General features: G+C 67.4%; 23 protein-coding genes. 3 read left to right on the forward strand and 20 right to left on the reverse strand.

Features of this window, described 5'->3' with window-relative positions; genetic code table 11:
- The first annotated feature begins 2 nt into the window (after positions 1–2).
- Positions 3–1,040, forward strand: a complete 1,038-nt coding sequence (locus tag AC1DOM_RS11130; protein WP_498963238.1) for a YbaY family lipoprotein — start codon at positions 3–5, stop codon at positions 1,038–1,040.
- Between the two features lie 7 nt (positions 1,041–1,047).
- Here AC1DOM_RS11130 and AC1DOM_RS11135 read toward each other — a convergent pair whose 3' ends face one another.
- Together AC1DOM_RS11135 and thpR are read right to left on the reverse strand one after the other, a co-directional pair.
- Entirely contained in the window at positions 1,048–1,644 is a 597-nt protein-coding gene (locus tag AC1DOM_RS11135; RefSeq protein ID WP_498963240.1) for a YdeI/OmpD-associated family protein, read from the reverse strand.
- Positions 1,641–2,165 (reverse strand): RNA 2',3'-cyclic phosphodiesterase, encoded by a 525-nt coding sequence (gene thpR / locus AC1DOM_RS11140; protein WP_498963242.1) that lies wholly within the window; start codon positions 2,163–2,165, stop codon positions 1,641–1,643. Before thpR ends, AC1DOM_RS11135 begins: the two co-directional genes overlap by 4 nt.
- 63 nt (positions 2,166–2,228) lie before the next feature.
- Between thpR and AC1DOM_RS11145 the strand changes: the two genes are divergently transcribed.
- Positions 2,229–2,681 carry a guanyl-specific ribonuclease gene (locus AC1DOM_RS11145; RefSeq protein ID WP_498963478.1) on the forward strand — a complete coding sequence of 151 codons (453 nt, stop codon included), beginning with the start codon at positions 2,229–2,231 and terminating at the stop codon, positions 2,679–2,681.
- Complete coding sequence (locus AC1DOM_RS11150; RefSeq protein WP_498963244.1) at positions 2,678–3,124, forward strand: barstar family protein; 447 nt, start codon at positions 2,678–2,680, stop codon at positions 3,122–3,124. The genes AC1DOM_RS11145 and AC1DOM_RS11150 overlap by 4 nt, the downstream gene beginning before the upstream one ends.
- A 3-nt stretch (positions 3,125–3,127) precedes the next feature.
- On the opposite strand, the gene AC1DOM_RS11155 is transcribed toward AC1DOM_RS11150, so the two are convergent.
- From AC1DOM_RS11155 to AC1DOM_RS11240, 18 genes are all read right to left on the reverse strand, one after another.
- Positions 3,128–4,993 carry an ATP-binding cassette domain-containing protein gene (locus AC1DOM_RS11155; RefSeq protein WP_498963246.1) on the reverse strand — a complete coding sequence of 622 codons (1,866 nt, stop codon included), beginning with the start codon at positions 4,991–4,993 and terminating at the stop codon, positions 3,128–3,130.
- Between the two features lie 26 nt (positions 4,994–5,019).
- Positions 5,020–6,597 carry a protein adenylyltransferase SelO gene (locus AC1DOM_RS11160; RefSeq protein ID WP_498963248.1) on the reverse strand — a complete coding sequence of 526 codons (1,578 nt, stop codon included), beginning with the start codon at positions 6,595–6,597 and terminating at the stop codon, positions 5,020–5,022.
- 34 nt (positions 6,598–6,631) lie between these two features.
- The gene (locus AC1DOM_RS11165) at positions 6,632–6,784 is read right to left on the reverse strand and encodes a hypothetical protein (RefSeq protein WP_498963250.1); all 153 of its coding nucleotides are present in this window, start codon (positions 6,782–6,784) and stop codon (positions 6,632–6,634) included.
- Positions 6,781–8,091 (reverse strand): DUF763 domain-containing protein, encoded by a 1,311-nt coding sequence (locus AC1DOM_RS11170; RefSeq protein ID WP_498963252.1) that lies wholly within the window; start codon positions 8,089–8,091, stop codon positions 6,781–6,783. Before AC1DOM_RS11170 ends, AC1DOM_RS11165 begins: the two co-directional genes overlap by 4 nt.
- Positions 8,088–8,693 (reverse strand): alpha-ketoglutarate-dependent dioxygenase AlkB family protein, encoded by a 606-nt coding sequence (locus AC1DOM_RS11175; protein ID WP_498963254.1) that lies wholly within the window; start codon positions 8,691–8,693, stop codon positions 8,088–8,090. Before AC1DOM_RS11175 ends, AC1DOM_RS11170 begins: the two co-directional genes overlap by 4 nt.
- A 66-nt stretch (positions 8,694–8,759) precedes the next feature.
- Entirely contained in the window at positions 8,760–10,499 is a 1,740-nt protein-coding gene (locus AC1DOM_RS11180; protein WP_498963255.1) for a M1 family metallopeptidase, read from the reverse strand.
- A gap of 94 nt (positions 10,500–10,593) precedes the next feature.
- Positions 10,594–10,746: a hypothetical protein gene (locus tag AC1DOM_RS11185; RefSeq protein WP_498963257.1), complete on the reverse strand. Its 153-nt coding sequence runs from the start codon at positions 10,744–10,746 to the stop codon at positions 10,594–10,596.
- Between the two features lie 77 nt (positions 10,747–10,823).
- On the reverse strand, positions 10,824–11,444 hold the full coding sequence (locus AC1DOM_RS11190) for an HD domain-containing protein (protein ID WP_498963259.1): 621 nt from the start codon (positions 11,442–11,444) through the stop codon (positions 10,824–10,826).
- Positions 11,441–12,049 carry a GIY-YIG nuclease family protein gene (locus tag AC1DOM_RS11195; protein ID WP_498963261.1) on the reverse strand — a complete coding sequence of 203 codons (609 nt, stop codon included), beginning with the start codon at positions 12,047–12,049 and terminating at the stop codon, positions 11,441–11,443. Before AC1DOM_RS11195 ends, AC1DOM_RS11190 begins: the two co-directional genes overlap by 4 nt.
- Before the next feature lie 35 nt (positions 12,050–12,084).
- On the reverse strand, positions 12,085–13,362 hold the full coding sequence (locus AC1DOM_RS11200; protein ID WP_498963263.1) for an RNA polymerase sigma factor: 1,278 nt from the start codon (positions 13,360–13,362) through the stop codon (positions 12,085–12,087).
- Between the two features lie 49 nt (positions 13,363–13,411).
- Complete coding sequence (locus AC1DOM_RS11205) at positions 13,412–13,798, reverse strand: type IV pilin protein (RefSeq protein ID WP_498963265.1); 387 nt, start codon at positions 13,796–13,798, stop codon at positions 13,412–13,414.
- Between the two features lie 6 nt (positions 13,799–13,804).
- Complete coding sequence (locus AC1DOM_RS11210; protein ID WP_498963267.1) at positions 13,805–17,425, reverse strand: PilC/PilY family type IV pilus protein; 3,621 nt, start codon at positions 17,423–17,425, stop codon at positions 13,805–13,807.
- A gap of 14 nt (positions 17,426–17,439) precedes the next feature.
- Positions 17,440–17,973: a pilus assembly PilX family protein gene (locus tag AC1DOM_RS11215; protein ID WP_498963269.1), complete on the reverse strand. Its 534-nt coding sequence runs from the start codon at positions 17,971–17,973 to the stop codon at positions 17,440–17,442.
- Positions 17,970–19,001, reverse strand: a complete 1,032-nt coding sequence (locus tag AC1DOM_RS11220; RefSeq protein ID WP_498963271.1) for a PilW family protein — start codon at positions 18,999–19,001, stop codon at positions 17,970–17,972. The genes AC1DOM_RS11215 and AC1DOM_RS11220 overlap by 4 nt, the downstream gene beginning before the upstream one ends.
- A gap of 8 nt (positions 19,002–19,009) precedes the next feature.
- Positions 19,010–19,471, reverse strand: a complete 462-nt coding sequence (gene pilV, locus AC1DOM_RS11225) for a type IV pilus modification protein PilV (RefSeq protein ID WP_498963273.1) — start codon at positions 19,469–19,471, stop codon at positions 19,010–19,012.
- Positions 19,471–20,067: a GspH/FimT family pseudopilin gene (locus AC1DOM_RS11230; RefSeq protein WP_498963275.1), complete on the reverse strand. Its 597-nt coding sequence runs from the start codon at positions 20,065–20,067 to the stop codon at positions 19,471–19,473. Before AC1DOM_RS11230 ends, pilV begins: the two co-directional genes overlap by 1 nt.
- Before the next feature lie 151 nt (positions 20,068–20,218).
- The gene (locus AC1DOM_RS11235; protein ID WP_498963276.1) at positions 20,219–21,676 is read right to left on the reverse strand and encodes a DHA2 family efflux MFS transporter permease subunit; all 1,458 of its coding nucleotides are present in this window, start codon (positions 21,674–21,676) and stop codon (positions 20,219–20,221) included.
- Between the two features lie 19 nt (positions 21,677–21,695).
- Positions 21,696–22,136, reverse strand: a complete 441-nt coding sequence (locus tag AC1DOM_RS11240; RefSeq protein ID WP_498963278.1) for a YciI family protein — start codon at positions 22,134–22,136, stop codon at positions 21,696–21,698.
- Between the last annotated feature and the right edge of the window lie 2 nt (positions 22,137–22,138).

Raw genomic sequence — 22,138 nt, forward strand, 5'->3', positions numbered from 1 at the left:
CGATGACCATGATCCGTTGCCTATTGGCCGCCTGCCTGGCGGCGGTGCTTGCAGGCTGTCCGGACACCACGCCCGCGCCGGCCGCGCAGGCGCCGATCCCGACCGAATCCAACTTCATCCATGGCCGCGCCACGTACCTGGAGCGCATCAAGATTCAGCCAGGTGCGGCGTTCACGGTGCAGTTGATCGACAACCAGCTCGCCGATACACCCGCTGCGGTGATCGCGACCACGACGCTCGAGGATGTCGCCGGCCCGCCCTACGACTTCGCCTTGCAATACGACCCCGCGAAGCTGCGCCCGAATGGCCAGTACGGCCTGAGTGCCACGCTGCGCGGCGCCGACGGTGGTCTGCTGTTCAACACACCGACGCGCATCCCGGTCACGCCGGGCGATCAGAAGACCATCGAATTCCGCATGACGCGCGTGAGCAGCGGCGATGCACCGCAGCCGCCCGCGCAGACGACGCGTTCGATGTGGACCTGCGACGACATGACCTTCGAAGCCGTGTTCGACATTCCCGGCGAACGCGTGGATCTCGCGCTGCCGAGCGGCGCGGTGTCGCTCCCGCTGGCGCAGTCCGCGTCGGGCGCGCGCTACGCCGATCATCTCGGCAACGAGTTCTGGACGAAGGGGTCGGAAGGCACGCTCACGCGCCAGGGCGGCGCGAAGGTCGAGTGCGTGCAGCAGGATGCGCCGCCGCAGGCCGGATCGCCGTGGGACCAGGCGAAGCGTCGCGGCATCGCGTTCCGCGCGATCGGCAACGAGCCAGGCTGGTTGCTCGAAGTCGGCCCCGGCGAGGCGCCGCAGTTGCACGCCGAGTTCGATTACGGCGCGCGCAAGCTCGACATCGCGCAGGCGCAATCGCTCTCCGGCCTGATGGGCTACGCCGGTAAGGCCGCCGATGGGACGAAGGTGCGCGTCGTGCTCGAACGCAAGCCCTGCAACGACGGCATGAGCGATGCGACCTACCCGGTCGACGCGATGGTCGATGTCGGCGGCACGGCGTATCGGGGTTGCGGGCGCTTCCTGTCGGAGTGAGGCCGCTTCAACAGGTCTCGTACTTCCAGTTCCGCCGCTTGCCTTCGGCCATCCATTCGATGGCCTGCGCAAGGCGCGATGCGCGCGTTGCTTCGCGCTTGGCTTCCACGATCCATTCGACGTAATCGCGTTGCGCGCTCGGCGGAAATGCTTCGTACGCCTTGCGCGCCTTCGCGTTTTTCTTCAGCGCCGCAGCCATGTCCTCCGGCAACTGCGGCGGCGGCTTGGGCGATGACGCCTTGCGCACCGGCGGCGTCTTCTCGAGGTTCAACTGCATGGCCTTCTTCAGATGTGCGATGAGCGTCTTCTTCGGCGGCAAATCCTTCACCGAGGTCATCTTGCCGTAGCTGCCCATGCCATCGCGGGGCGCGCCCTCGCCCACGACGAGCGCATGCTTCCAGTAACCGAAGGACACATGCTGCTTGAATGCCGCCATCCCGCAGAGGATGCCGCCGCCGTAAACGAAGGTCGGCATCGACCACTTGATCGTTTCCTCGACGTCAGGGCACGCCTCGTGCACGAGCGCACGCACGCGCTCGAGGATCGGCCGTGCGAAGTCGGCCTGCTTGTCGATGTAAGCGTCGATGCGGGGATCGCGGGTCATGATTGCAAGGGCCATCTGCCGAGGATTTCGTAAGCGCCTTCGGCGCTCGCCATCAATGCGAAGTCGCGGACGCGCCAGGGCAACGGATCGATCGCGTGCGGCGCGGGCGTGCGCGGGTCGCGCGAGATGGTCACGTGCGGCGTGTAGTGGTTTTCGCGGCGCACGGGCGCACCGGTGGCGAAGCATGCGTCGACGAGTGCTTCGTGCAAGGTCTTCAATGCAGGCGGCAGGTGCGAACAGCCGAGCCAGCCGACGCGGTGGCCGAAGCGATCGGCGCGATCCACGACCAGCTCGAATCCCGGCAGCGCGATCGATGCGCCGGCGGCCCGCGCGGCCTGAATCAGCGTGGGTTCGATCGGTGCGGGCAGCGCGTCTAGGAACAACAGCGTCATGTGCAACTTCGCCGGCGCCGTCATGCGGCCGCCCCATCCGGCGTGCAGGCGTTGCGCATGCGCGGCGAGCGCGTCGCGCAGCGACGGATCCGGTGCCAGGGCGAAGAACAGGTTGCGCGTGAGCGGCATGGAAGGAGTATCTTCCGAAACAAGGCACACCAATGGAAGGCCGAAGATCGCATGCGGCGACATTTGCGCAATCCGTGGGTCTGGGTGGTGGCCGCGCTGTTGTTCGCGGTGTGGCTGTTCTGGCCGCGCACCGTCAATTCCCCCGCACCGGGCGAAACGCCGCCTTCGGCGAGCGCGCCCGCGGCCGGCGGTGGTGGTGCTGTCGAGCTTGCGCGCAACGATGCGCCCGCCCTTCCCGCATTCCTCCCGCCCCAGGCGCGCGAAACCATCGCGCTGATCCAGCGCGGCGGGCCCTTCCCGCATGCGCAGGATGGCAGCGTGTTCCAGAACCGCGAACACCACCTGCCCGACAGGCCGCGCGGCTACTACCGCGAATACACGGTCGAAACCCCGGGCGCGGGGAATCGCGGCGCGCGCCGCATCATCACCGGCGGCCAACCGCCTTCGGCCTGGTTCTACACCGACGATCATTACGATTCGTTCCGGTCCTTCGACGTGGCAGGAAGCACGCAATGAGCGATTCGGGCTGGGAACTCGGCCTGGCCGATGCGGACAATGCGGGCGTCTATTTCGTCACGAGCGACGACCTCGATACGCTCGGCGTCGCCGCGCGCGATGCGGGCCTGCAGGTCCGCCGCGTGGACCTGGAAGGCGGCGACAAACGCCAGATCCTGTTGCGCATCGCCACCGCGCTCGATTTCCCGCGCACCTTCGGCCACAACTGGGATGCCTTGTCCGACAGCCTGCGCGATCTGTCGTGGCTGCCCAATGCCGGCGTGGCGCTGTTGTTCGACAACGGCGGCGCGCTCCAGCAATCCGAAGGCGATTCCTTCGACACGCTGCTGGAAATCCTCGAGGAAACCGGCCAGGCCTGGGCCGGGCGCGACATCCCGTTCTGGTCGTTCATCGCGCTGCCCGAATCGGTGTTCGACGAAATCGACGCGCAGGCGTCGGAGTAAGCCTCAACCCGCGTCGAGTTCCATCCAGCGGCCGTAGGCAATGTCCAGTTGCGCCTGGACTTCGGCGAGTTGGGCGTTGTGCGCGATGATCGCCGCGCTGTCGCGCTGGTAGAAAGCAGGGTCGTGCATCGTTTCGGTCAATTGCGCGATCTTCGCTTCGAGTTGTTCGATGCGCGCCGGCAGTTGTTCCAGTTCCTTCTGTTCCTTGAACGACATGCGACGTTTTGTCTGTCCGCCCTGCGACGGCCGTGCAGGCGCACTCCGCGTCGATTGCACCGCCGCCACCTGCGGCCCGCGCTGCCGCACCCAGTCGGTATAGCCGCCCACGAACTCCCCCACTCGCCCGTCGCCTTCCATCACCAGCGTGGACGTCACCACGTGATCGAGGAAGTCGCGGTCATGGCTCACCATCAACAGCGTGCCGGGATATTCGGCGAGCAACTCTTCGAGCAACTCGAGCGTTTCGACATCCAGGTCGTTGGTCGGTTCGTCCATCACCAGCAGGTTCGATGGCTGCGCGAACAGGCGCGCGAGCAACAGGCGATTGCGCTCGCCGCCCGACAGCCGCGTGATCGGCGCGCGTGCGCGCTCGGGCGTGAACAGGAAATCCTGCAGGTAACCGAGCACGTGCTTGCGCCTGCCGCCGATCTCGACGAAATCCTGGCCGCCTGAGACGTTCTCCATCGCGCTCCAGTCTTCGCGCAGGGACGCGCGCTGCTGGTCGAAGTACGCGATCTCCAGCCCCGTGCCCGCCTTCACCGTGCCGCGTTGGGGCGCCAGCTGCCCGAGCAGCAACTTGAGCAAGGTGGTCTTGCCGCTGCCGTTGGGGCCGATCAGGCCGACGCGGTCGCCGCGCAGGATGGTCGTGGAGAAATCGCGCACCAGCGCGCGATCGCCGTAGTCGAAATCCACCTCGCGCGCTTCGATGACCTTCTTGCCGGAAGACTCGCCCTGCGAGACTTCCATCTCCACGCGCCCCATCTGCTCGCGGCGCGCGGCGCGTTCGACGCGCATGGATTCCAGGCGGCGCACCCGGCCTTCATCGCGCGTGCGACGCGCCTTGGTGCCCTGGCGGATCCACGTTTCTTCCTGCGCGAGCAATTTGTCGAAGCGCGCGCTTTCCTGCGCTTCGGCGTTGGCGCGTTCCTCGCGGCGGCGTTGGTAGTTGTCGAAGTCGCCCGGCCAGCTGGTCACGCGGCCGCGATCGATTTCGACGATGCGCGTGGCGAGCGCGCGCAGGAAGCGGCGATCGTGGGTGACGAACACCAGCGCGCCGTTCCAGGACTTGAGGAATTGTTCGAGCCAGTCGATCGACTCGATGTCCAGGTGGTTGGTCGGCTCGTCGAGCAACAACAGATCCGGTGCGCTGACGAGCGCACGCGCGAGCAGCACGCGCCGCTTCATGCCGCCCGACAGGCGCGAGAATTCCGCATCGCCATCCAGCCCCAGGCGGGTGAGCGTTTCCTCGACGCGCTGGTCGAGCGACCAGGCATGCGCCGCTTCCACCTTGGCCTGGATGTCCGCGAGCGCGCGCGCGTCGACGACTTCGGCATGCGCGAGATGATGGAACTGCGCGAGCAATGCGCCCGCTTCTCCCAGGCCCGCGGCGACGACATCGAAGACGGTGCCGACCGCATCGCCCGGCACTTCCTGTTCCAGGCGTGCGACGCGGCGGCCGCCTTCCAGGCGCACTTCCCCGTCATCGGGTTTCAGGTCGCCCGACAGCAACTTCAGCAGCGTGGACTTGCCCGCGCCGTTGCGGCCGATGAGCGCGATGCGTTCGTTGGGTTCGATGGACAGCTCGACGTGGTCGAGCAGCAAGGGGCCGCCGACGCTGTAGTCGACGTTCTGGAGGGCGATCAGGGGCATCCGGCCATTGTAGGTGTTCGGCCCCTTCAGGAGCTGCAGCTGAGCATCGAACAGCCCACCTTGGTCTTCGCCCACTCCGGCCGCTTCTGCGCGAAACGCACGTATTCGGGCTGCTCGTCGTAGGGTTTGCGCATCACCTCGAGCAATTCGGCGACCCGGCTGTCGTCGCCCTGCTCGGCCAGGTCGATGGCTTCCTGCGCGAGATAGTTGCGCAGGACGTATTTCGGATTGATGGCGTCCATGCTGGCGCGACGTTCCTCGGCGGGCCGGCCTTCCTCCTGCAAGCGGGGCGCGTAAAGGTTGAACCAGTCCCAGAGCCCGGGCAGCGCTTCCTCGCGTTTCTCATTGTCGTAGGTCGCGTGCGCGAACAGATCGCCGGGGCCATCCAATTGCTTCTCGATGTCGACGCTCGGATCGAAACGCGACAGCGCGCGATAGAACAGCGTCATGTCGAACTCGCCCACGCGCAGCATGTCCTGCAGCATCTGGTGTTGTTCGATGTCGCTGTCGCGCGCTTGAAGCAGGCCGAGCTTGCCGGCCGTGTTCGCGCGATCCGCGGCCACGTACGCATCCATGTAGCGCTGCAAACCTTCGTTCAGGGGCGCCACGTCTTCACCGAACAAGGGCGAGAGCGCGTGCGCGAGCATCGTGAGGTTCCAGTACGCGATCTTCGGCTGCCATCCGAAGCGATAGCGCCGCCCGCCGGCATCGGTGGTATTGGGCGTCCACTCCGGATCGAAATCGTCGATCCAACCGTAGGGGCCGTAGTCGATCGTCAACCCGAGGATGGACAGGTTGTCGGTATTCATCACGCCGTGCACGAAGCCCACGCGCATCCAGTGCGCCATCAGCGTCGCGGTGCGTTGCGCGATGGTGGCGAACCAATCGCCGTACAACGTGGTGCCCTGCCCGCGCAGTTCGGGGAAATCGCGCGCGATGCAGAAATCCGCGAGTGCGCGCAGGCCTTCGTTGTCTTCGCGCGTATAGGGCAATTCGACGTTGCCGAAACGGATGAACGAGGGGGACACGCGACAGACGATCGCGCCGGGTTCTTCCTTCGGATTGCCGTCGTACAACATGTCGCGCACGACCGATTCGCCGGTGGCGACCAGGCTCAGCGCGCGCGTGGTCGGAATGCCGAGATGGTGCATCGCTTCGCTGCAGAGGAATTCGCGGATCGACGAACGCAGCACCGCGCGGCCGTCGGCGCTGCGCGAATACGGCGTCGGGCCCGCGCCCTTGAGCTGCAGCTCCCAGCGCCGGCCCTGTGCATCGAGGGTTTCGCCGAGCGTGATCGCGCGGCCGTCGCCGAGCTGGCCGGCCCAATGGCCGAACTGGTGGCCACCGTAATTCGCGGCGAAAGGATCCATCCCCGGCAGCAAGGCATTGCCGCCGAAGACCTGCGCGAATGCGGGCGAACGCACGTCGGCGTCGCTGAGCCCCAGGGTCTGCGCCATCTCGCGCGAATACGCCACCAGGCGCGGCGCGGCGACGGGCGTGGGCTTCACGCGCGACCACGCGGCCTCGACCTCGCGGATGCCCGGGCCTTCCCGTGGATCGCCGCGGAGCTGCGCGAGGAACTGGTTGTCGAAGGTCAATTGCATCGCGGCATTGTGCCCGCGCGGGAGAAAGGCCGCGTCAGAACGGCCGCGGCAACCCCAGGAACGGTGCCGCCAGCCACCAGATGCCGACGATGATCGCGCCCCACAGCACGATCTTGAACAGGACGCCGGCGACCTTGAAGGCCAGCCAGATGCACACGATCAATATCAGGATCCCGACCCAGGTCATGCCGACTTCCGCGGTTTGCGATTGCCGCCGAGCTTAGCAGGCGCCGTGTCGACGCCGGTTGCGGGCGGTTCCCAGCCGAAGACGCTGCGTCCGCCGTAAGCGTGCGAATGGCGGCGTTCGTCGGCGATGTAGTCGTCGACGCAGGGGCCGGTCGCGGTGGCTTCCAGCGCGCGTGCCTGCGCATCGAGGCGTCGGATCGCCTGCAGTTCTTCCTCGCGGCCGAGTTTCGCATTGCGCATCGCCGACTTGAGCACGCCGATGGTGTGGTCGTAGACCTTCGTCGGCACCGGGAAGGGATGGCGATCCTTGCCGCCGAGCGCGAGCGAAAAGCGCGCCGGATCGGTGAAGCGGCACGGCGTGCCGTGCAGCACCTGCGCGACCATCGCGAGCGCGCGCACGGTGCGTGCGCCGACGCCGGGCACCTGCAGCAGCTGCGTGAAGTCCTGCGGCCCATTCTCCTGCGCGGCGGCGAGTGCGCCATGGAGGCGGCGGACGACGATGTTTTCGGCGCGCACGTCGTGATGGTCGGGCATCGACAGGTGCGGGAGCAGTTCGCCTTGCGGCGAGGCCGGTTGCACGCGCGTCGGCTCGATGCGCGCCGGCTCCATGCGGGCAAATTCTTCCGCGATCGCCTGCGCACCGATGTCCTGCAGCAGCCGAACCTGCGCCTCTCGCGAGGGCGCCGCACGCCGATCCGCCAGGTTCACGATGCGTCCCTGCCCCGGGCCTTCGATCGCGCTGTGCGGCGCATCGACGAAACTCGCCAAGCCTTCCGACAACCAGTGATAGCGCCGCGCCTGCCCGCGCTCGCCATGCATGCCCTGCTGCACCACCGTCCACTTGCCGTCGTCGGCGACGATGAAGCCATGCAGGTAAAGATCGAACCCATCCTGCACCGCCGCGCTGTCCACCTTCGCCACCAGGCGGCTGGCTTGCGCGAGCGCACCGCCGTCGATGCCGACACGCTCGCCGATGGCCTGCAATTCGGCGGGCGTCGCGCGCGAGTGCTTGCCGCGCCCGCCGCACACATGCAGGCCGAGTTCACCGGCGATCGGCGTCAGGCCGCGCTTCAACGCACCGATGACGCTCGTGGTGATGCCGGAGGAATGCCAGTCCATGCCCATCACCGCGCCGAAGGACTGGAACCAGAAGGGATGCGCCATGCGCCGCAGGAATTCGTCGCGGCCGTATTCGTGCACGATGGCCTGCGTCATCACCGTGCCGAGCTTCGTCATGCGCGATGCGAGCCACTGCGGCACGCGGCCGCCGTGCAGGGGAAGATCGGCGCTGCCGCCACGCCGCGTCATGTGTTGTCCTTCGGCGGGCGCACGCGGAAGGCCAGGCTGATGCGCGGGCCGACGGCGTGTTTGCTCTTGGGAATGCCGTGGTCGTACGTGGATTGCATCGCATGGCTCATCGACAGCAGGCTGCCCGCTTCCAGGTCGATGCGCACGACGTTGCGCGGCGGTTGTTTGGCGCGAATTTCCATGCGGCGCGGAGCGCCGAGGGACAGCAACACGATCGGATGCCCGGGGATCAGCGTCGCGAGTTTGTCGTTGTGCGGGGCGACGCTGTCGTTGCCGTCGCGATAGTAGTTGCAACCCACATGCGTGAAGGGAACGCTGGTGTGTTCGCGGATCGCGGCGTGCGCCTGCGCAAGCGCCGGCGGCAGGTCCGCCGTGCCGTCGAGTGCATAGCCGCCGGTGAGCCGCGGGACATCGACGATGCGGTCGTACATCGGACGGCGTTGCTGGCGCCATTCGATGGCATCGCGCAGTTGGTCGAACCAGTCGGCGGCGCGCGCGGCGTCGATGAAGGCGGGGTGGTACCAGCACCCGCCTTCCGCGTCGTCGATGAGAGTGCGCGGCCCCTGGCTGAACAGGTCGTCCGCAAAATGCGCCGCATGCATGACGGGCATTTTCGCCCGGCGCGTCTCAGGTCGTGAGACGCGCGGGCTTTTCGCCGTTCAGCTGGTTCAGCCGGCCGCGGCCTTCTTGCGCGCCTCGGCCTTCTCGCGGTCGCTCTTGTCCTGCTGGAACGCATCGATGTGCGGCAACTGGCGCAGCACCTTCGAATTCGGATCCAGCGTGAAGCTCTCGTCCGCCTTGATCGGCAGGCTGCCCTGCCCGTTCGCCATGCCGACGGTCTCCACGTGGTCGCCGACGCGCACTTCGACCGGCATCGGGAAGGGCTTGCCGCCCGTCTTCCACTCGAGCTTCAGCGTGTTGCCCGCGCGCGTGGCGACCAGTTCCGGCAACGCCGGCTGGTAGAGATACACGTCGAAGAACCACTGGTAGTCCTTGCCGGTGACCTTGCGCACGGCCGCGATGTAATCCGGCGTGCTCGCATACAAGGGCTTGAAGTTGCCGGGCTTGGGGTCGGTGCGGCCGTAGACCGCCAGGCGCGTCACGTCGAAGAACTGCTTGTCGCCGATGAGGTGGCGGAACGTGTCCATGACCAGCGAGGCCTTGTAGTAGATGTCGTGCCCGGGGCCCTTCTCGTCGCTGTACACGTCCTCTTCGAGCATCGGGCGTCCGGCGACGATCGGATGCTTGTTGGCCAGCGTCGCGCGCTGCTTCATCAGGTTGGCCTTGTACTCCATGTCGCCGCGCAGCCATTGCATGTACAGCGGTTGCATGTACGTGCCGTAGCCTTCGTGCAGCCACATGTCGTCCCAGTCCTTGTTGGTCAGCTGGTTGCCGAACCACTCGTGCGCGAACTCGTGTTCGAGCAGCCAGTCGTAGCCGTATTCGGACTTCTTGTATTCGTTGCCGTAGGCATTGATGGTCTGGTGTTCCATGCCCAGGTGCGGGGTTTCGACCACGCCCATCTTTTCGTCGGCGAAGGGATACGGGCCGATGACTTCCTCGAAGAAGTCCAGCATCGGCGCGAATTCGGCGAACAGGCCCTTCGCCTTGTCGCCCTCGCCCTTGAGGTGCCAGAAGCGCAGCGGGATCGTGTTGCCGTAGCGCGACTTGTAGTCGGCCGACAGCAATTCGTAGGGCCCGATGTTCAGCGCGATGGCGTAGGTGTCGGGGTTCTTCGTGCGCCAGTGGTAGGTGCGCCAGCCGTCCTTTTCGTCCATGCCCACCAGCACGCCGTTGCCCGCCGACACCAGCGGCGCGGGGACGGTGACGAACTGGTCGACCACTTCGGGCTCGGCCTGCGGATGATCGATGCACGGCCAGAACAGATCGCAACCGTTGCCCTGCACCGCGCTGGCGATCCACGGCTCGCCGGTCGGCGCCTTGGCCCACACGAAACCGCCGTCCCACGGCGCGCGTTCGGCGACGTGCGGGAAGCCGTCGTAGACGATGCGCAGCACCGCCGTGCCACCGGCAGCAAGCGGTTTGGCGAGCGGGATCGTCATGCGGCCTTCGGGGTTCTTCCAGCCGGTGACGTTGACGCCATCGACGTCGACGGAGGCGACCTTGTAGTTGCGGTCGAGGTCGACGACGAGTGCATCGACCGGCTTGATCGCACGGAAGGTCAGCGTCGCATCACCGTCCAGGTGCTTGCGCGCGGGATCGACCTTGAACTTCAGGCTCGCGGTTTGGAACACAACCGCTTCCTGCTCCGGGGCGCGCGGCACGCCGGTCTGCAGGGTGAGGGCCGTGAGTTCGGGTTGCTTGGTCGGCGCGGTGTCCGCGGCGAAAGCCGGGGACGCGAGGGCGGCGATGAGGGCGCAGGGCAGCAGGGCGACGCGAAGGGACATGCGCAGGCTCGTGGAGCGATGGGATCGCGCGACGATGCCACACCGGGGGCCGCGTAACCCCCTGCCTCAAGTCACAAAGCGGGTGAAGCAGACCTCAGTGCTGGAACAAACCGGCCTGTTGCGCGTCGGCGTCCCGGACTTCGTCGGCCGTGCGGAACCCGGTGGCGCCCAGGGCGGCCACCAATACGGCGCACAGCGTGGCGCGTGCGGCGATGACGCGCAGCCTGCGGTTGAGTCGACGCGTCATGTTCAAGTCCCCTGTTGCGCTGGGGAGTCAGGTTCCGGGAGCGGCCGTGGGGGCGGCGTGAAGCGCCCTGCCCCCGCCTAGCGCTTGGTCGTGATGGCGCGGCGCAGGTTGTTGCGGGCGCGCGCGTCGAGCCGCGCGTGGAAGAAATCGCCGAGGTAGATGCGTTCGCGCCCCAGCAGGCCCTTCAGGAAGCGCTTGCGATTGATCGCGAACAACCAGCCGGGCACCACGCCGCGATATTCGGCCGTGATCCCGCGGTCGTAAGCGTCGAAGACCGCCGGCTCGGCGCCGAGGATCGCCATGTCGCAATCCAGGAACTGCCGAGTGTCCTCGTCCGGCACATCGCGCGGCGACAAAGTGCCGTGGCGCGCGGTGAGTTCGATCAGCTCCGCGATGCGGTCGACATCCAGCCCCGCCATCGGCCACTGCAGGAGATGTTCGCGCGCAAGGTCCGCCGAGCGGGTTTCGTTGTCCTTCGCACCGGCGACGTAGATCGCGTCGTGATACAGCGCCGCGAATGCCACCTCGCGCGGATGCGCCCAACCGGGGCCGCGCGCGACCTCGTCATAATGCCGCAACACTTCGCCGACGTGGTGCAGGTCGTGGTAGGCGCGCGGCGGCGTGGCATAGGCCTGCGCGATCGCCTGGGCCTGCGCGGGCGGCAGGTCGAAGGGCAACAGTTCGAAGGGAGCGCTCATCGCGATGCACGATGCCAGTGCAGCACCGCTTCGGGCAACCACGGCGCCAGATCGATGTCGAGCGCGTCGTAGGCGCCGAGCGCGTTGCGCACCGCGGTTTGCGCGGCAGTCGCGCGCAGACCGCCAGGGCGCGGGGTCTGCAGCTCGTCGACGCCCAGGGCGCTGGTCCAGTCGAACAGGAGCTCGGCACGGGCGAGCAGCGCCGCGCGCAACCAGGGGCGCAGCGGCGCATGCCGGGTGTAGCCCGCGCCTTCCAGGTCGCGCCCCGCCGTTTCGAGCAGGTCGGACGCACCCCGATACCACTCGCGTGCCCCGCCCGCGTCCTCGCGCATCGTCAGCGGGCGCGGTGCGTTGTGCGCCTCCAGCTCGCGGCGAAATCGCAACTCCAGGCGGCGCGCATCGGGCACCGATTCGGTTTCGATCGTGAAGGCGCGGTCCAGGTCGAACTGCTCGTACCAGCGCGCATGCAATTGCTGCAGGCGCGCGAGCGGATCGCGCGAGAACCCGAGCTTCAGCAGATCCTCGACCACGACCGGCAGGACGTAGAGATGGCAGCGGCCGCGGCTGTGGGTGCGGCCCGCGGGATCGCGGCGGTCGATGGGCATGGCGCGATGTTCGCGCTGCGGCGATGGATGCGGCGTCAGGGCGTGGTCGATGCCGCGCGCCGACGCAACAGTTCTGCCTCGCGTTCGTTGCGCGCGAGCGTGGCGGCGCGTTCGAACTCGGCGCGCGCCTCGTCGAAGCGGCCGAGCTTCTGCAGCAGATCGCCGCGCACGCTCGGCAGCAGGTGGTAGTCGCGCAGTTCGCGCGCGTCGACCAGGGCATCGACCAGGTCCAGCCCGGCCTGCGGCCCGTAGGCCATCGCGAAGGCCACCGCGCGATTGAGTTCGACCACGGGCGAACCCATGCGCGCGGCCAGCATGTCGTACAGCGCGGCGATGCGCGGCCAGTCGGTGTCCTGCGCGGTCGGCGCACGCGCATGGCACGCAGCGAGCGCCGCCTGCAGCGCGTAGGGACCTTCCGCGCCACCGAGGCGCTCGGCGTGGCGCAGCGATGCCAGGCCGCGCTGGATGTACAGGTGATCCCAGCGCGTGCGGTCCTGTTCGAGCAGGAGAATCGGCGTGCCGTCGGGTTTGGTGCGCGCACCGATGCGCGAGGCCTGCAGTTCCATCAGCGCGAGCAGCCCATGGACCTCCGGTTCCAGCGGCGCGAGCGCGACGAGGATGCGGCCCAGGCGCAAGGCTTCGTCGCACAGCGCCGGGCGCATCCAGTCGGCTCCGCTGGTGGCCGCGTAGCCTTCGTTGAAGATCAGGTAGACCACGCCGAGCACGGCGGACAGGCGTTGCGGCAGTTCGTCGCGCCCCGGCGTTTCGAAAGGGACGTTCGCTTCGCTCAGCGTGCGCTTGGCGCGCACGATGCGTTGCGCGATCGTCGGCTCGGGCACCAGGCACGCGCGCGCGATTTCCTCCGTCGTCAGCCCCCCAAGCAGGCGCAGCGTGAGCGCGACCTGCGCGTCGGTCGACAGCACCGGATGGCACGCGGTGAACACCAGGCGCAGCACGTCGTCGCCGATCACGTCGTCGGCGGCGGATTCGGGATCGGCCGCGAGCAGCGCCGGCTGCCAGTCTTCGTCGTGGTCGATCGTCGCCTGTTTGCGCGCGTGCAGGTCGCGTTGGCGCACGCGGTCGATCGCGCGGCGCTTGGCGGTGGCCATCAGCCACGCGCCCGGTTTGTCGGGCACCCCACTGGTGGTCCAGTGTTCGAGCGCGGCGAGGAAGGCGTCCTGCGCGAGTTCCTCGGCCAGGCCGACGTCGCGCACCATGCGCGCGAGACCGGCGATGAGCCGGGTCGATTCGATCCGCCACACCGCGTCGATGGTGCGGCGGACGTGCGCCTGCGCTTGCGTCGATGTCTCCATTGGCGGCGATGACAACACCGCCGCCGCGGTCACGCAACCCGCCGGAGTGTTACCAGCAACCGGCCGTCGTGGGCGTATGCACGTTCTTTTCGTTGAGCGTCATCGTGCCGCACTTGTCCTTGCGCTGGCCGTTCTTCGGCACCGCCCGCAGCGTGTAGGACATCGCCGCCGGCGAACCGGAGGCGAAGGAAACGTCGTACCACTGGCTGACGTCGGCCGAGCACGACGCCGACGGGCCGCTCTGGTAGGTCATCGCGGTGGTGTAGTAACGCTCCAACTGGCCGGCCCACTCGGTGAGGCAGCCCTGCGCGGCGGCGCGACGCGTCTTCAGCGTGGCGAAGCCGTAACCGGCCACCGCCATCGCGGTGAGCGCGGCGACGATGCCGACAGTGATCATCAGCTCGAGCAGGGTGAAACCACGTTCATTGCGTTTCATCGGTCGTCAGTCCTTGAGGATTTCGCGCCACATCACGCGGCGTGGGTCGCCATCGGGCGGGTTGCCGCTGTCCGAACCCATCGAGCCGTCGGTCTTGGAGTAGAACAGGCGGTCGCCGACGAACACGACCTTGGTCGGGCTCGCACCGGTGCTGACCGAGCTCACGCCCACCTGTACCGGCCCGCTCGGCGTGTTGATGGTGATCGTGTCGAGGTTGGTGAAGCTGCCGTCCTTGTTCATGTCGAAGAACGGTTCGGGCAATGCGGTGCCGCTGAAGGCATCCATCGCGTTGATGAAGCCCGAGCCGCCGGCTTCGCACGTCGATGCGGTGGGCGGGATCATCGTCGAGGTGACGACGGAAACGCCCTTCAACTGCGGACGGACCACGACGCGTTCGCCTGCCGTCGGGTTGTTCCAGTCCAGGTACCAACCCTTCTTGCCCGAGGCCAGCGTCCCCACCGGTTCCAGCGCGCGGTAGATGCGGCCGTTCACCGTGGTGGTGCCGGCGATGGTGCGCTGCTGCAACTGCGACTGGGTGATCGTGACGTTCTCGTCGATCAGGCCGTACATCGTCTGCACGGTGTTGTCGTTCACGTCGCCGAGGGTCATGTAGCTGCCCGTGCCGAAGAGCACCCACTGGCGCCCGTCTTCGGGGTTGCGCGCGACGGCCACGCCCGAGGTGATCGGCTGGCCGCTGCGCGTGCGGTACAGCGGCTGGCCGCCGGCGGCGATCGTCCAGGTGGCCGCGGTCGCGCCGGTGAAGTCGAACTTCCACAGGTTGCCGTTGCGGTCGCCGGCATAGATGTAGTCGGTGGTGCCGTTGCCGTCGACGTCGCGGGCACGCGGATCGAACAGCGCGTTGTCGCCGCTCGAACCGGTGTCGATCTTCTTGATCACCGCGCCCGTGGTGAGGTTGACGATGAACAGCACCGAATGGCCGTTGGTGCTGTTGATGCCGTTGCCGAACATCACCGCCTTGGTGTTGGTGGCATCGTTGAGCGTGATGATCTGCGGCTCGTTGGTCACCATGCCCATGTCGCCGCCGTCGTCGCGCAGCTCCCACAGCACGTTGCCGGCAGCGAAGCTCGAGGGCGTGGTCACGTCCAGGCCGAAGATGCCCTTGCCGCCGCGACCGAGCGCGCCGACCAGGTAGTTCTTGCCGGGCGTCTGCTTGTAGTTCGAGACGATGACCGGGCCGTCGACGAAGTACTTGTGGGTGTACTGCGGGTCGCTGAGCGTGGCCAGGTCGGCGAAGTTCAGGCCGGCGGGCACGAAGGCGAACAGCTCGGCACCGGTCAGCGCGTTGAAGGCGTGCAGCATGCCGTCGTTGGCGCCGACGTAAAGCGTCTTGGTGTCGGGCGCGTACATCGGCGAGGAGTTGACGATGTCGCCGAGCAGCGAGTCGCGGTTGCGCAGCGTGCCGCCCAGGCGGCGTTCGGAACCCCAGTCGCCCTTGATGTAGTTGACGTTGTTCGCGCCGGTCACAGGCGCGATGCCGGTGCTGCGCGCCAACGCGGTGGTCTGCGCCGTCGTCGGGAAGGTCTGGCCGGCGGTGCCGTTCCAGGTCCACACGTTGCGGCCGGCGTAGGCGATCTGCGGCGAGGACTTCCAGGCCGGCGTGGCGGCAAGGCCCGCGGCGGTGGCATCCCACGCGCTCATTTCGCCGATCCACTTACCGGAGACGTACGTCGCCTGGTAGATGCGCGAGTCGGTGGTGAACGAGGTCGAGTTGGCGGTCACGTTCGACGCCGAACCCAGGCGCGCGGCCACGGTGGCGAGCGCGTCGACCATCGCCTGCGCGAACTCGCTCGGGTTCTTCGCCGCGACGAAGTTGCCGTGGCCGTTGACCGAGGCGTGCCACAGGTCGTCGATGCGGTCGGCGTCCTCGGTATCGGTCGGGTCGCCCCAATGCTTTGTGCCGTTGGTGATCGAGGTCAGGTCGACGGCCGGGTTGAGGTTGCCCTGCAGGCCGATCGACACGCCCATGGTCACCATGTGCTGCCAGAACGCCGGGTCGGCGATCGAGGTCGGCACGTTGTTGGTCAGCGCGCTCACCAGGTCGCGCTTCCAGTAATGCATCGCCACGTCGGCGAGCGTGTTGCCCTTCGTGTTGGTGGTGCCCGCGAAGTTGTCCTTGTAGGGGCTGGCGATCGCGTAGCTGTAGGACTGCGAGTTCGGGCCGGTGATGGACGGACCCGCGGTGCCGTCGGTGTCGCCGACCGGGCTGTTGTAGCCGCTGTCGTCGTTCCAGTAACCGTCGGTGGTCAGGATCGCGAAGTTCTGGCGGCAGCTGAGCTGGTTGGCGCCCGTTTCAGGGCCCCACGGACCGGTGGCGGAGGTGTTGGAGAAGTATTCGCCCGCGCGTTGCAGCGCGCCCTTCAGCGGCGTGCCGTTGCTCGCGGCGGCGGCATGCAGCGTGGTGAACCAGGTGCTGCGGTTGGTGCCGCTGAACACGCCGTTGTTGGTGCCGACCGGGATGTTCACCGGGCTGCGGTTCCAGATCGAGTCGTAACCCACGCGCAACGAGTTGCCGGCCAGGCGGCTGAAGGCTTCGCTCGCGCCGGCCTTGGCCACCTTGATGCGGGTGCGGTGGTAGGAGTACCAGGTCGCGTAGTTGACCAGCTCCGCCGACAGCGACCGCTGCACGAGCGCGTTGTTGGCGTCGCGGTACTGCGGCGTGGCCGAGGTGCAGTTGATCCAGTCGCTGGAGCCGGTGCCCGTGCCGCAGCGGTTGGACGTTGTGAGCGTGGCGGTCACGCCGACCGTGCGGAAGTTGGAGTCGGCGAAGAAGTTGACGTAATACGTGCCCGCGGTCGGGAAGTCGATCGTGCAGGTTTCCGTATTGCCCTTGCCCGTGGACCGGCAGTCGTAGGTGCCCGTCGACGGCGTGTTGTTGTAACGCAGGTACAGCTCGGCGCCGTTGCCCTTGCCGTCGTCGGCATTGGTGTTCTTGCCGAACTTGCCGCCGGAGGAACTGACGGTCAATTGATCGATGCCCACCGGCACCGTGATCGCGATGCTCGCCGAGGTGCCGTTGGTGTTGGTGTCAGCCGCGGTGGTCGGGAAGCCCGAGACGGTGCTCGTGTTGGCGATGACCGTGCCGTACTCGCTGCGCACGATGTCGCCGCCGGCCGGCGTGATCTGGTAGCGCCAGTACGAACCGGTGGCGCCCAGGTTCGTCGCGCCGTCCTTCGGCATGTAGAACGTGCGCGTCGAGGAGCCCAGGTTGGTGGCGCTGCTCAACTGGCTGTCGTCGGACCAGGCGCTGGAATACGTCGTGCCGCTGGTGTAACGCGTGTCGTCGGCCTTGATCCACGCCTGGTAGGTGATGCCCGGGTTGTAGTACAGCGTGTTGCGCGCGTACGTGGTGAGCGCGATGTTCACCGGGCTCACCGCGGGCACTTCGCTCGAGCTGTTGGCGCCGGGCATGAAGTCCCAGGCCATCGAACCGGAGTCGTCGAGGATGAACCGCACGTTCGCCGGCGGATACGCGGTGCCCGACTGCAGCGGCACGTCCGGGATCGTGACCGCCACGCTGGGCAGCGCGATCAACGTCGTGCAGAAGGCGAAGACCAGCGCGGTCAGGCGCGAATTCTTCGTGCGGGGTTTGACGGTCTGGGCAACCATGGCCATGACTCCGTTCAGGGCACTGCGTAATTGGTCTGGAGCATCACCGAAGAGCGGTCGTTTGCTTCGCTCAACGCGGTGATGCGGTATCGGCTTTCGAAGCCCGTGCACACTTCATTCGGATCCTGCGAGACGCACTGGCCCGGGGATTCCACGTCCGTCGCCAGCAACTCGACGATGTACTTGGCGCCCACCGACTGCGTGCCCATGTCGATGTCGACGTTCCGCGCGCTGTTCCATGCCGCCGCCCCGGGCGCCCAACGCGGCGCATCGGTCGCCAGCGGAATCGCGCACAGGCCGTTGAGGCAACCGCTGCCGGGCAGCGTCGGCTTCTGCGCGGCGAGCTGTTCGCCCTGGCGCAGCGCGGCTTCGGCGGCCTGGAAACTGGAACTGCGGTCGGCCATGTTCGCGCTCATGCGCTCTTCCATCAGCGTCGAGCGCAGGCTGACGATCGCCAGCATCGACATGACCAGCAGCAGGATCAGCACCACGACCAGCGCGATGCCGCGCTCGCCGTTGCGGGAAGGAATCGAAGGAATGCGGTTCATGTCAGTCGGTTCCGCAGGGTGACGGTGTGTTCGAGACGGCGGGTGATGTGTTCGCCGGACGGGGTGTCCTCGTCGACTTCGACGTCCAGCACGATGCGCACGGCGACCACCGCGTCGGGCTGCGCCCACTGGAAGGCGGTGACCGAGCCGGCGGGCACGTAGTCGTTCGCGCCGGCGAGCAGGAAGCTGAGCTCCATGTCCTGCACGCCGTCGGCGATTTCCTGGATCTGCACGCTCGGCGCGCCGTTGGTGTTCACCACCGTGGCTTGGTAGAGCGAGCGGCCGCCGCGCGGGTTCACGCCGATGTACCAGCGCGACATGTGCACGTGCGCGATCTGAGAGAGCGCGGGATACGGATAGACGTTGCCGGGCGAGGAGCACAGCGTCGGCGAGGCGTACAGCAGGCCCGTGGTGCAGTTGCCGGGCACGAAGCTGCCGTTGGCGACGTGCTGCAGGGTGTCGGTCGTGCCGTTGGACGCCGCCGTGATCTGGAGCAGGGCCGCCTGCTTGAAGTCGCAGACCAGCGCGAGGTCGCCGGTGCGGAACCCGTGGTTCACGGTGCCGACCTTGAACGTCGCCGTACCGGTGTTGTGCGATACGACGGTCACGCTGTCGCTCAGGCCGGACTTGAGTTCGACCGCATCGGTCCCCGCGATGCGCGCCGGGCTCGTGGTGCCGAAGGAATCGCCCGGGAACGCCGTCGCGCCGTCGAATCCCTTGATGCGGTTGTCGAAGTTGAGCCACCAGTTGCTGCTCGAGCGCAACACGTTGGCCACCTTGAGGTTGGCCTCGCACGCGGTACCGGTGGACTCGCGCATCTCGCGCGACATCACCTCGTAGGCGGTGCGCACGTTTTCCTGCACGCGACCCAGGTGTTCGCTGGTGGTGTAGACCTGCTTGTTGGCGAGGAACATCGCCAGCGCCGCGGAGGTGACGATCAGGCCCAGCACGAGCGAGATCATCAGCTCCACGAGGGTGAAGCCCAGGGCGGCGCGCGGGGAAGCGGGAGTGGCGTGTCGGATGTGCATGGGCTTCCTCACAGCTGCGTCGTCGTCTTGACCGGTTCTTTCGACAGGCCGCCGGCGCGCGAGTCGTCCCACGAGACGGTGATCGTGCATTCGCGCGCGGTGCAGTTGATCGTCCCGCAGGCGTTGGGGCCGAGGACGTCGTTGCGCCGCATCGTCTCCATCCAGTGGTGCAGGTCGTTGGCGACGATGTCGCCGGTGTTCGGCACGGCGCAGGTTTCGGGGATGTTGTAGTCGCCCTTGATCGCGCGGTCGTCGTTGGCGCGCATCGCGTCGAGGATCGCGTAGGTCTGCGCGACGGCCTGGCTGCGCTCCAGCGCGCTCTGGCTGTTGCGCAGCGCGGTGAGTTGCATCGCGGCGATGCCGAGCAGGCCGAAGGCGAGCACGACGACGGCGATCAGGACTTCGACCAGGCCCACGCCACGCTGGGCGCGCGGCGAGGACGGGCATCGGTTGGATTGGATGCGATTCATCACGGAGGATTCCCGGGGGCGTTTGCGCAGTCGGCGTCGGTGTCCACGCGCGTGACCGACATGCGGCTGCCGACACCGATCTCGATGCGGCGGCGGTTTTCGGCGGGGTGGCCCGTCGGCAGGCACAGATCGATGCGCGCCTTGAGCATGTCGGCGTTGGGCGGCGTGCGCGCGAAGCCGTCGGCGCGGAAGGTCACCTGGCTCCCGTTGGCGGTGGCCAGGTTGGTGCTCGCCAGGATCCTCACGTTCGACGGCAACACGCTCTGGCGCACCAACTTGTCGGTGCCGGTGTTGTAGAGGTCGTTGGCGTTTTCGTCGACGTAGGTGATGAACCCGGTCGCATCGCCGGCGTTGGCCGGTGCGCAGGTCGGCGTCGACGATGTCGGATTGCGGCTCAGGCACACGGTGGTGCGGTGGTTGAACCGCATCGCCTCCATGCGCGCGGTCTGCAACGAGGTCAACAGCTCGTTGGACGCACCGGCCAGGCGGTTGTTGTTGATCGTGGCCTGGAACTGCGGCACGGCCACGGCCGCCAGGATCGCGGCGACGATCACCGTGACCATCAGCTCGATGAGCGTGAACCCGGCCGCTGCCATGCGCGGCGCGAATACGCGTCGACGTACTTGAAGGATCTCCCCCACGCTGCCTTCCCCTTCGAGGCGAGCTAGTGGGCGCTATTAAGCCTGCGGCCCGATCCCGAATGGAAGAGTTTGCGTCTCCACTGATCAGTCCTGTGACGACCGTTCGTCACTCCACGGCCGCTTGATCCCCTGCCGGCAGCCCTGCCCCGTGTGAATCCGTGGCGGGCGTCCGGACACGGATCACGACCCAACCGATGAGCGCCGCGCCGGCCGCGCACGCCGCGCCGATCACGAACGCCAGGTGGTATCCGCCGTTGAGCGCGGCGACCGGAGCCAGGCCCGCGGCCTGCAGCGACTGCGTGCGCGCCGACGCCAGGCTGGCGAGCACGGCGAGCCCGAGCGCACCGCCCATCATGAAAGACGTGTTGACCAGCCCGGAGGCCAGGCCCGAATCGGCCGGCGACACATCGCTCATCGCCGCGAGCAACACCGGATTGAACGCAAGCCCGGCGCCGATGCCGAGCAGCACCATCCCCGGCAGCACGTGCGTGGTGAAGTCGCCTTCCACCGGCGCGGCGGCGAAACAGGCGAGCCCCGCGGCCGCGAGCAACAGCCCCACCGCGAGCGGCCCGCGGATGCCGAAGCGCATGACGATCTTCGCCGACAGCCCGAGCGAGAACGCGGCCATGATCAGGTTCGCCGGCAGGAACGCGAGCCCGACCTGCATCGGCCCGTAACCGAGCACCAGTTGCATGTAGAGCGCGGAGAGGAAGAACCAGGCGAACATCGCCGCGGCCCACAACACGCCCACGACGTTGGCGGTGGCGACGTTGCGGAGTTTGAACATCGCCAGCGGCATCAGCGGTTCGCGCACGCGCGCTTCGATGACGAGGAACGCGCCGAGCAACACCAGCGCCGCGGCGAGCAGGCCGAGCGTCGTCGGCGAAGTCCATCCCGCTTCGTTGCCGCCGACGATCGCGTACACCGCGAGCATCATGCCGACGGTGACGGTCACCGCGCCTGCGACGTCGAGCTTGCCGCCGGCCGCGTGCCCGCTGCCGCCGGGCAACAGGCGCAGGCACAGCGCGAAGACGATCGCGCCGATCGGAATGTTGACCAGGAAGATCCAGTGCCAGTCGAGCGCGCTGGTGAGCAAACCGCCGAGCAACACGCCGACGCTGCCGCCGCCCGCGCACACGAACCCGTAGACGCCCATCGCCTTCGCGCGATCGACCGGTGCGTGGAAGAGCATCATGATCAGCGACAGCGCGACCGAGGTGACCACCGCGCCGCCGAAGCCTTGCACGGCGCGTGCGATCACCAGTTCGGTTTGCGAAGACGACAGGCCGCACCACAGCGAGGCCAGCGTAAAGGCCACGATGCCCGCGAGGAACAAACGCCGGTGCCCGTACAGGTCGCCGAGCCGCCCGCCCAGCAGCAGGAAGCCGCCGAAGGTCAGCAGGTAGGCATTGACGACCCACACCAGCGAGGCGTCGGTGAACCGAAGGTCCTGTTTGATCGACGGGAGCGCGACATTCACGATCGTCGAGTCGAGCACGATCATCAGCACGCCCAGGCACAACACCATCAGGGCGATCCAGCGGCGACGGGCATCGAGTTGCATGCGGGGATCCTGTCTTGCGTTATTGGCGTTGCGCGTTGCGCGCGGCCGCTTCTTCGAACAACTGCTTCTCGCGATCCTTCAATTCCTGCGGCATCGCGTCGCCGAAATCCTCGGCTTCGAACAGCGGGCGGATCTCGATGTCCGAGTCTTCGTTCGGCATCGGATTGGGGCAGCGCTTGACCCACTCGATCGCTTCTTCCATCGAACGGACCTGCCACACCCAGAACCCGGCGACGAGTTCCTTGGTTTCGGCGAACGGGCCGTCGCTGACGGTACGGCTCTTGCCCGAGAAGCGCACGCGCGCGCCGTCCTTCGAAGGCTTGAGGCCGTCGCCGGCGAGGAGGATGCCGGCCTTCACCAGCGCCTCGTTGTACGCGGTCATGTCGCGCAGCAATTCTTCGGTGGGCAGGGCGCCGGCTTCGGAACCGGGGGTGGCTTTGACGATGACCATGACGCGCATGT

This window comes from Lysobacter sp. P5_B12 (genome assembly GCF_056400425.1).

Excerpts from the sequence above, each read along its gene's own strand:
- AC1DOM_RS11235 (WP_498963276.1), bottom strand. The coding sequence starts at position 21,676 with ATGCAACTCGATGCCCGTCGCCGCTGGATCGCCCTGATGGTGTTGTGC.
- AC1DOM_RS11180 (WP_498963255.1), bottom strand. The coding sequence starts at position 10,499 with ATGTCCCTTCGCGTCGCCCTGCTGCCCTGCGCCCTCATCGCCGCCCTC.
- AC1DOM_RS11190 (WP_498963259.1), bottom strand. The coding sequence starts at position 11,444 with ATGAGCGCTCCCTTCGAACTGTTGCCCTTCGACCTGCCGCCCGCGCAG.
- thpR (WP_498963242.1), bottom strand. The coding sequence starts at position 2,165 with ATGCCGCTCACGCGCAACCTGTTCTTCGCCCTGGCACCGGATCCGTCG.
- AC1DOM_RS11220 (WP_498963271.1), bottom strand. The coding sequence starts at position 19,001 with ATGCACATCCGACACGCCACTCCCGCTTCCCCGCGCGCCGCCCTGGGC.
- AC1DOM_RS11215 (WP_498963269.1), bottom strand. The coding sequence starts at position 17,973 with ATGAACCGCATTCCTTCGATTCCTTCCCGCAACGGCGAGCGCGGCATC.
- AC1DOM_RS11240 (WP_498963278.1), bottom strand. The coding sequence starts at position 22,136 with ATGCGCGTCATGGTCATCGTCAAAGCCACCCCCGGTTCCGAAGCCGGC.
- AC1DOM_RS11200 (WP_498963263.1), bottom strand. The coding sequence starts at position 13,362 with ATGGAGACATCGACGCAAGCGCAGGCGCACGTCCGCCGCACCATCGAC.
- AC1DOM_RS11230 (WP_498963275.1), bottom strand. The coding sequence starts at position 20,067 with ATGGCAGCGGCCGGGTTCACGCTCATCGAGCTGATGGTCACGGTGATC.
- AC1DOM_RS11135 (WP_498963240.1), bottom strand. The coding sequence starts at position 1,644 with ATGACCCGCGATCCCCGCATCGACGCTTACATCGACAAGCAGGCCGAC.
- AC1DOM_RS11170 (WP_498963252.1), bottom strand. The coding sequence starts at position 8,091 with ATGACGCGGCGTGGCGGCAGCGCCGATCTTCCCCTGCACGGCGGCCGC.
- pilV (WP_498963273.1), bottom strand. The coding sequence starts at position 19,471 with ATGAATCGCATCCAATCCAACCGATGCCCGTCCTCGCCGCGCGCCCAG.
- AC1DOM_RS11205 (WP_498963265.1), bottom strand. The coding sequence starts at position 13,798 with ATGAAACGCAATGAACGTGGTTTCACCCTGCTCGAGCTGATGATCACT.
- AC1DOM_RS11185 (WP_498963257.1), bottom strand. The coding sequence starts at position 10,746 with ATGACGCGTCGACTCAACCGCAGGCTGCGCGTCATCGCCGCACGCGCC.
- AC1DOM_RS11130 (WP_498963238.1), top strand. The coding sequence starts at position 3 with ATGACCATGATCCGTTGCCTATTGGCCGCCTGCCTGGCGGCGGTGCTT.
- AC1DOM_RS11210 (WP_498963267.1), bottom strand. The coding sequence starts at position 17,425 with ATGGTTGCCCAGACCGTCAAACCCCGCACGAAGAATTCGCGCCTGACC.
- AC1DOM_RS11195 (WP_498963261.1), bottom strand. The coding sequence starts at position 12,049 with ATGCCCATCGACCGCCGCGATCCCGCGGGCCGCACCCACAGCCGCGGC.
- AC1DOM_RS11160 (WP_498963248.1), bottom strand. The coding sequence starts at position 6,597 with ATGCAATTGACCTTCGACAACCAGTTCCTCGCGCAGCTCCGCGGCGAT.
- AC1DOM_RS11175 (WP_498963254.1), bottom strand. The coding sequence starts at position 8,693 with ATGCATGCGGCGCATTTTGCGGACGACCTGTTCAGCCAGGGGCCGCGC.
- AC1DOM_RS11165 (WP_498963250.1), bottom strand. The coding sequence starts at position 6,784 with ATGACCTGGGTCGGGATCCTGATATTGATCGTGTGCATCTGGCTGGCC.
- AC1DOM_RS11150 (WP_498963244.1), top strand. The coding sequence starts at position 2,678 with ATGAGCGATTCGGGCTGGGAACTCGGCCTGGCCGATGCGGACAATGCG.
- AC1DOM_RS11155 (WP_498963246.1), bottom strand. The coding sequence starts at position 4,993 with ATGCCCCTGATCGCCCTCCAGAACGTCGACTACAGCGTCGGCGGCCCC.